3 protein-coding genes and 1 pseudogene are annotated in these 7,044 nt (G+C 49.8%); 3 read left to right on the forward strand and 1 reads right to left on the reverse strand.

Annotation, left to right across the window (positions count from 1 at the left end; all coding sequences use genetic code 11):
- The first annotated feature begins 205 nt into the window (after positions 1-205).
- Positions 206-1,702: a peptidase gene (locus COV46_08275; GenBank protein PIR16522.1), complete on the forward strand. Its 1,497-nt coding sequence runs from the start codon at positions 206-208 to the stop codon at positions 1,700-1,702.
- Here the strand turns inward: COV46_08275 and COV46_08280 are convergent.
- Positions 1,689-3,267 (reverse strand): annotated as a pseudogene (locus COV46_08280) (fumarate hydratase). The gene COV46_08275 and the pseudogene COV46_08280 sit on opposite strands and share 14 nt — an antisense overlap.
- Positions 3,268-3,338: 71 nt before the next feature.
- Here COV46_08280 and COV46_08285 point away from each other — a divergent pair.
- Both COV46_08285 and clpB read left to right on the forward strand, forming a co-directional pair.
- Positions 3,339-3,992, forward strand: coding sequence for a hypothetical protein (locus COV46_08285; protein PIR16523.1), 654 nt, complete (start codon positions 3,339-3,341; stop codon positions 3,990-3,992).
- Between the two features lie 64 nt (positions 3,993-4,056).
- A complete protein-coding gene (clpB, locus tag COV46_08290) occupies positions 4,057-6,642 on the forward strand; it encodes an ATP-dependent chaperone ClpB (GenBank protein ID PIR16529.1) in 2,586 nt (861 codons plus the stop codon).
- Positions 6,643-7,044: the final 402 nt, after the last annotated feature.

The raw sequence follows: 7,044 nt of genomic DNA on the forward strand, positions 1-7,044 counted from the left end.
TGCCGCGCCCCTTCGGGGCTCGCAATGACAGCGTGAGTAGTTTATAGAGGTGCCCGCATGTCATCCTGAACCGCCTTAGGCGGAGAAGGATCCCCCCTAACATCATTTAATGTGGAGATCCCTCGGATTCGCTCGGAATGACATTATATAGTATTTTAACCTTTGGTTAGTAATACCTTTGTTAAATACTATAGCGGAGTCAATTATGCATTCAAAAAGGACTGTAGTCTTAATTGCTTCAATAACGTTCATTGCCGGCATATTCTTTGCGGCAAGGCTCGGCTGGATAGGAGAGACAAAGGCCAAGGAATATTTTCACGAAAGTGCCGGCGCAGGAACGCCGATAGCTTCCGCGCCAGGCTCGTTCTCTCCGCTCGTAAAGAAGGTGGCTCCGGCAGTTGTCAATATCTACACCACCAAAAAGGTTACGATGAGGGCGTTCAATCCGTTCAAGACAGGCCCAGGAAGGGGACAGGGCGATCCCTTTGAGGATTTCTTCGATAAATTCTTTCAGGGAGGACCTACCGGCAGGGAAGGGATACAGAGAGAACAACACAGTCTCGGTAGCGGATTCGTCATCAACGGCGATGGGCTTATTCTGACCAACAACCATGTCATAGCTGGTGCCGATGAGATAAACGTTCAGTTCTCCGACGAAAAGAAATATCCGGCGAAGGTCGTTGGCGCCGATGAAAAGACCGATGTCGCCATTGTCAAGATAACGACCGACAAAAAGCTTCCGTTCGTTCAGCTAGGCAATTCGAACAATGTCGAGATAGGCGACTGGGTAGTTGCGGTGGGAAACCCTTTTGGCCTTGATCATACGGTAACGGCGGGTATCGTTAGCGCAAAGGGGCGCGTGATAGGTGCAGGCCCTTACGATGATTTTATTCAAATGGACGCCTCTATCAATCCCGGCAACTCCGGCGGACCTCTTTTTGATACCGCGGGAAATGTGGTAGGTATCAACACCGCGATACTGGCGGCAGGGCAGGGACTTGGTTTTGCCATTCCCATCAATATGGCAAAGAAGCTCATCCCCCAGCTCGTTGAAAAGGGAAAGATAACCGATCGCGGCTGGCTTGGCCTTCAGATACAGCCGATGACAGAAGAACTTGCAAAATCGTTCGGGCTTGAAGAAGGAAAGGGCGCGCTTGTGGGTGACGTCATAGCGGGTTCTCCGGCCGAACGTGCCGGAATAAAGAGGGGAGACGTTATCCTTAAATATAATGATAAGGAGCTCAACAAGTCTTCAGAACTTCCAGGCCTCGTTGCCTCAACTCCTACCGGAGCTACCATTAAACTTGAGGTCCTTCGAGAAGGTAAGAAGCAGATCATGCCCGTTACGCTGGGGAAACAGCAGATAGATGATATAAAGAGCGGCAAGGCAAAGGACGAGGTGACCGAATTTCAAAAGGCCGATGCGATAGGACTTGTTGTGAGGCCTTTAAGCGCCGAAGAAGCTCATTCGTTGGGAGTCAAACAGAATAAGGGGATGCTTATTGCCAGGGTAGAGCCGGCTTCTGCGGCCGAAGGTTCGGATATCAGGGCCGGAGACGTCCTTCTTGAGATAAACGGCAAGTCCACAAATTCAAGCGCAGAATATCAGAAAGCAATTACCGGTGTTAAGAAGGGTTCGATAGTGAGGCTTCTTGTCAGAAGAGATAACTCAACGGTCTACGTGGCGTTCAAGATCCAGTAGATGTGAGCAGGCTTTTGAGCTTGTCGGTAGATAGTTTAAGCACATCTTCATGAAGGCTTTTTCCGTGGGAGTCCATGGTCACGACCACGGGGAAGTCCTTTATCTCAAATTCCCAAATTGCTTCCGGCGCGCCAACCTCATCATATAGATATACGTTGTGGACCTTGGTTATTCTCTCCGCGTAGATCTGCGCGGCGCCGCCTATCGCATGAAAGTAGACGCAGCCGAACTCTTTGCATGCGGCAAGCGTCTTTGCACCCATGCCCCCCTTGCCGATGATCCCGCGCACGCCGAAGTTTTTTACCACATCGTATTCATAAGGTTCTTCGCGAATGGATGTGGTGGGACCCGCCGCCTTTACAACCCACTTGCCCCCTTCTTTTATAACAACGGGGCCGCAATGGTATATTATCTGGTCCTTCCAATCAACTGGGAGCGGATATTTTCCCGAATGAAGGCATTGGTGGACGGCGTCACGGGCGGTGAACGTCTTGCCGGTGAGCGTGATCATGTCGCCAACTTTGAGGGCGCGGATCTTCTCTTCAGTGAACGGTGCGGTTAGTTTTATTGTCATAATGTCTGAAACATGAAGCATGATGCAAGAAGCAGGAAGTCCTGCCTCATGTTTCCTGCTTCATGCATCACCCCTAATACAGCCACTTTTCAATGTTGCCCTTATCGTTCAATTCCACTCCCTGGCGCCTGTCTGCCCAGCACATATAACTTATGCTGACAAAGAAGCTTGCCGGCACGCGGTTGAGCGCGCCTATCTTGCAACCAAGGAGGGTAGTTGCTCCCCCAAAGCCCATCGGACCGATATCTAACTTGTTGCTTATCTCGGTGACCTCTTTTTCAAGTTTGGCAAGCTCGGGAATGGGATTTATATCATCTAATTTTCTAAGCAGCTGTTCTTTTGAATATATGTAGCCATGGGTGCGATCGCTTCCGATGCAAACTCCCAGAACGCCCGGGCCGCATCCTTTCCCTTGTGCTTGCAGAACGCAGTCGAGGATACACTTCTTTATGCCGTCAAGATCGCGTTCGGCGTTAAGGGACTTATTTGGAAGCGAATATTGTACGCCGCAGTTCTCGCATCCACCGCCTTTCAGAATGAGCTTTACTATCACTTTTTCTCCCCCTTGATGGGGGAGGGCAGGGGAGGGTGTGGAGGGAGATTGTTCGAACTGGAATATCGGAGAACCGGGGCCCAAGTTGTTACCCGAATTCTTTCCGGTCAGGGAATTGACAGAGTTCTGGCGTAAGAATCCCTTGGCGGTCGCTTCGCTTACCATCATCTTTACGGCCTCTTCAAACTCTATCTGATCGAATCCCTTGGGTGCCTTTACGTAAAAAAGGAGCGAGCCGGTGTCCTGACATATTGGAGCCGAGGCGTCTTTTGCAAGTTTGATATTTTCGCAGACTATATCCATTGCATAGCGCGCACGCGAGTCTGGGGCCTCTTTTTCGGTCTGGCGCGTGACGGCCGCAAGGACGTCCTTTGGCATTTCGGCAGAAGTTCTTCTTATCAGCTCAAGAAGCGAGGTTTTTAGGGTATTTGTTTCCATAAGTAAGACGTTTTTTATAACTTTAATCCCCATCTTGCAAACATTAAATATTTTGTCTTGAGACCCTAGAAGTGGGAAAGAACCACCCCAATTTCGACCCCAATTTTATTGCGGCGCATAAAAGCCTAATGATTTCAATGTGTTCATTTTTTGAACATTGGCACGTGGATTGCAACTATCTTCTTGTAATGAAAACAAAAACACTCATATTTGTTAAACTGGTGTTCATTATCTCCTTTGCCTTTTACTATGCACATTCTTTAAAGAATACCTATGACAGGGAGGTCGCGGTCAACGGTGGCAATACGCCTTCAAGCATTAAATATATTGAGCAGATAATAGAGGCATCCAAGACACACAAGATAAACCCCGCATTGATTGCGGCGGTCATAGCTGCGGAGTCGAACTTTAAGCCCAACGCCCGTTCTTATGCGGGAGCTAAAGGGCTCATGCAGATAAACGATGTTACCGCGCGTTATCTAAAGATCAGGAACCTCTACGATGCCAAGTCCAACATAAACGCCGGCACGAGCTATCTTTCGGAACTTTCAAATATGTTCGGCGGAGATCTAAAGCTTGTACTTGCCGCATATAATGCCGGCCCTGGCGCGGTGAAAAAGTTCAAGGGCATCCCTCCTTATAAAGAGACGAGAAGGTATATTAAGAAGGTGATGAACTACATGAGCTTCTATCAGAGCCATCCCGATATAGCGCAGTCCATCTAACGTATAGGACCACATATAAATAGGCCCTTGTTTTTGACGGTGCAAAGCCTTATATATGGTCAATATGAAATACGATAGATTAACCCTTAAGGCACAGGAAGCTATCCAGGATATGCAGGGCGTTGCAGGCAAATACCGCCAGCAGGCGCTTGAACCCGAACACCTGTTATATGTCCTAATCACCCAGCCGGAGGGGATAGTCCCTTCCATACTTCAAAAGCTCGGTATAAATATTTCATCCCTAACCGCCCAACTTGAAAAGGCGCTTGAAAAACTACCTTCTGTGACAGGTGGAGCTCTGGGTCAGGTATATCTTTCTAATAATCTAAACAAAGTTTTCGATCAGGCGTTCAAAGAGGCCGAGGGTTTGAAAGATGAATATGTATCTACAGAACATTTCTTTTTGGCGCTCTTAAATACAAAAGGAATCGCCGCCGGAGATCTTTTAAAGGCCGCGGGTGTAAAAAGGGACGATGTGCTCAAGGTCCTACAAGAGATACGCGGGCCGCATCGTGTGACCGACCAGAATCCGGAGCAGAAATATCAAGCGCTGAAAAAATATACGCGCGACCTCACGGATCTCGCGCGTCAGGGGAAGCTGGACCCGGTTATCGGGCGCGACGATGAGATAAGGCGCGTGATACAGGTGCTTTCGCGCCGCACAAAGAACAATCCCGTGCTGATAGGCGAGCCTGGTGTCGGAAAGACCGCAATTGCAGAAGGTCTTGCACAGCGTATCACAAAGGGGGATGTTCCGGAGACGTTAAAGAACAAGCGCCTGCTTGCCCTGGATCTTGGAGCGATGATAGCCGGGACAAAATACAGAGGTGAATTTGAGGACAGATTAAAAGCGCTCCTGAAGGAGATACAGGATTCTGGGGGAGAAGTCGTTCTCTTCATAGATGAACTTCACACACTTGTAGGCGCCGGTGGGGCCGAAGGGGCTATGGACGCCTCGAATATGTTAAAACCGGCCCTTGCGCGCGGCGAGCTTCGCTGTGTCGGGGCCACGACGCTTGATGAATACCACAAGCGTATCGAGAAAGATAAGGCCCTTGAGCGCCGCTTCCAGCAGGTCTATGTCGGCGAGCCTTCAGTTGAAGATACAATAGCAATTTTACGCGGGCTTAAGGAACGCTATGAAGTCCATCACGGCGTTCGTATTCAGGATGGTGCGATAGTCGCGGCGGCTACGCTTTCACACCGTTATATTCAGGACCGGTTCCTGCCGGACAAGGCGATAGATCTTATAGACGAGGCGGCCTCCAAACTTCGCATCGAGATAGACAGCATGCCGACCGAGATAGACGAGATAGAACGCCGCATCATGCAGCTTCAGATAGAAAAAGAGGCGCTCAAGAAAGAATCGGACGCCGCAAGCAAGGAGAGACTGAAAAAAGTAGAGAAGGAGATAGCCAATAATCAGGCCGATTCCAAGGAGCTCAAGGCTCACTGGCAGCTGGAAAAGGACGGCATCTCTCAAATTCGAAAGACCAAAAAGGAGATGGAGGACTCAAAGATAGAACAGGAGCGTGCCGAGCGCGAAGGGGACTTGAACCGTGCCGCCGAGCTGAAATACGGCACGATGTTAACACTTCAAAAACGTCTTGAAGAAGAGAATAACAAGCTGACCGATATTCAAAAGAACCAGAAGATGTTGACCGAAGAGGTGACGGCGGAAGACGTTGCTGACGTCGTTTCCAAATGGACAGGCATACCTGTCTCCAAGATGATGGAAGGTGAGGTTGAGAAGCTCGTCCACATGGAAGATAAGCTGCGCCAGCACGTGGTGGGACAGGATGACGCGCTTCAAAAGGTTGCGAATGCGGTAAGACGTTCGCGTTCGGGCCTTCAGGACCCAAACCGGCCCATCGGTTCGTTCATATTTTTAGGTCCAACGGGCGTCGGAAAGACCGAGACCGCAAGAGCGCTTGCCGAATTCCTCTTCGATGATGAAAAGGCGATGGTAAGGATAGACATGAGCGAATATATGGAGAAGCATGCCGTCTCCCGTCTTATCGGCGCTCCTCCGGGATATGTCGGCTACGAAGAGGGCGGGCAGCTGACCGAATCGGTTCGAAGGCGCCCCTACTCCGTTGTCCTTTTTGACGAGATAGAAAAGGCTCATCAGGATGTCTTTAACGTGTTGCTGCAGGTCTTAGATGATGGCAGACTGACCGATGGGCAGGGGAGGACGGTCGATTTCAGGAACGCGGTCATTATTATGACGAGCAATATCGGGTCGCAATACTTCTCCGAAGCAGGAAACAGGAAGCAGGAAGCAGGACTGAATGAACAGATCATAGGCGCGCTTAGGGCTCATTTTCGGCCCGAGTTCTTGAACCGTGTCGATGACATCGTGATATTCCATTCGCTTGGCGAGGCGCAGATAGAGAAGATAGTCGATATTCAGCTGAAGCATCTGCAAAGGCTCCTTGCGGAGAGAAAGATGACCCTAGAGCTCACCGATTCGGCCAAGAAGTTCATCGCCAAGGACGGATACGATCCTGCATACGGCGCGAGGCCCTTAAAACGTTCGATACAAAAGAATATTCAAGATCCGCTTTCAATGAAGATCTTAGAGGGCGCGTTTAAAGACGGCGATCATGTCAAGGTGGATGAAAAGAATGGCGACCTTGAGTTCAAGTAGGACCTCTTTTGATAATCATCGGGTAAAAATAATCATCGCAAAATTAAGGAACCTTTACCCACATCGTATCCCCCCTGAGCGGATTTAGTATACACGAGTTCATCTAAAAAGACAGGAGGAAGTTGAGTAATGGCTGGAGGGCACCTCTAAAAACCCATCGGCGTGTCATTGCGAGGGAGCGTAGCGACCGAAGCAATCCAGTGAAATCAAGTGTTTGCGGGAGATTGCCGCGCCCCTTCGGGGCTCGCAATGACAGAACGAGCAGGTTTTTAGAGGTGCCCTGGAGATAGATAGCGTCTTTTTGCCCTTCTTGATCGCTATAACATGCTTCCTAACCTCTTGGGATATGGCGTTGGGGCAGTTGTGCGGACGACGGGACATTTCCTCCAGTCCGGCAAGCCC

The sequence above is a fragment of the Deltaproteobacteria bacterium CG11_big_fil_rev_8_21_14_0_20_49_13 genome (assembly GCA_002796305.1).
GTDB lineage: Bacteria > UBA10199 > UBA10199.

Bases quoted from the DNA above. Each gene is read 5' to 3' on its own strand.
- COV46_08275 (PIR16522.1), top strand. From the start codon at position 206: ATGCATTCAAAAAGGACTGTAGTCTTAATTGCTTCAATAACGTTCATT.
- clpB (PIR16529.1), top strand. From the start codon at position 4,057: ATGAAATACGATAGATTAACCCTTAAGGCACAGGAAGCTATCCAGGAT.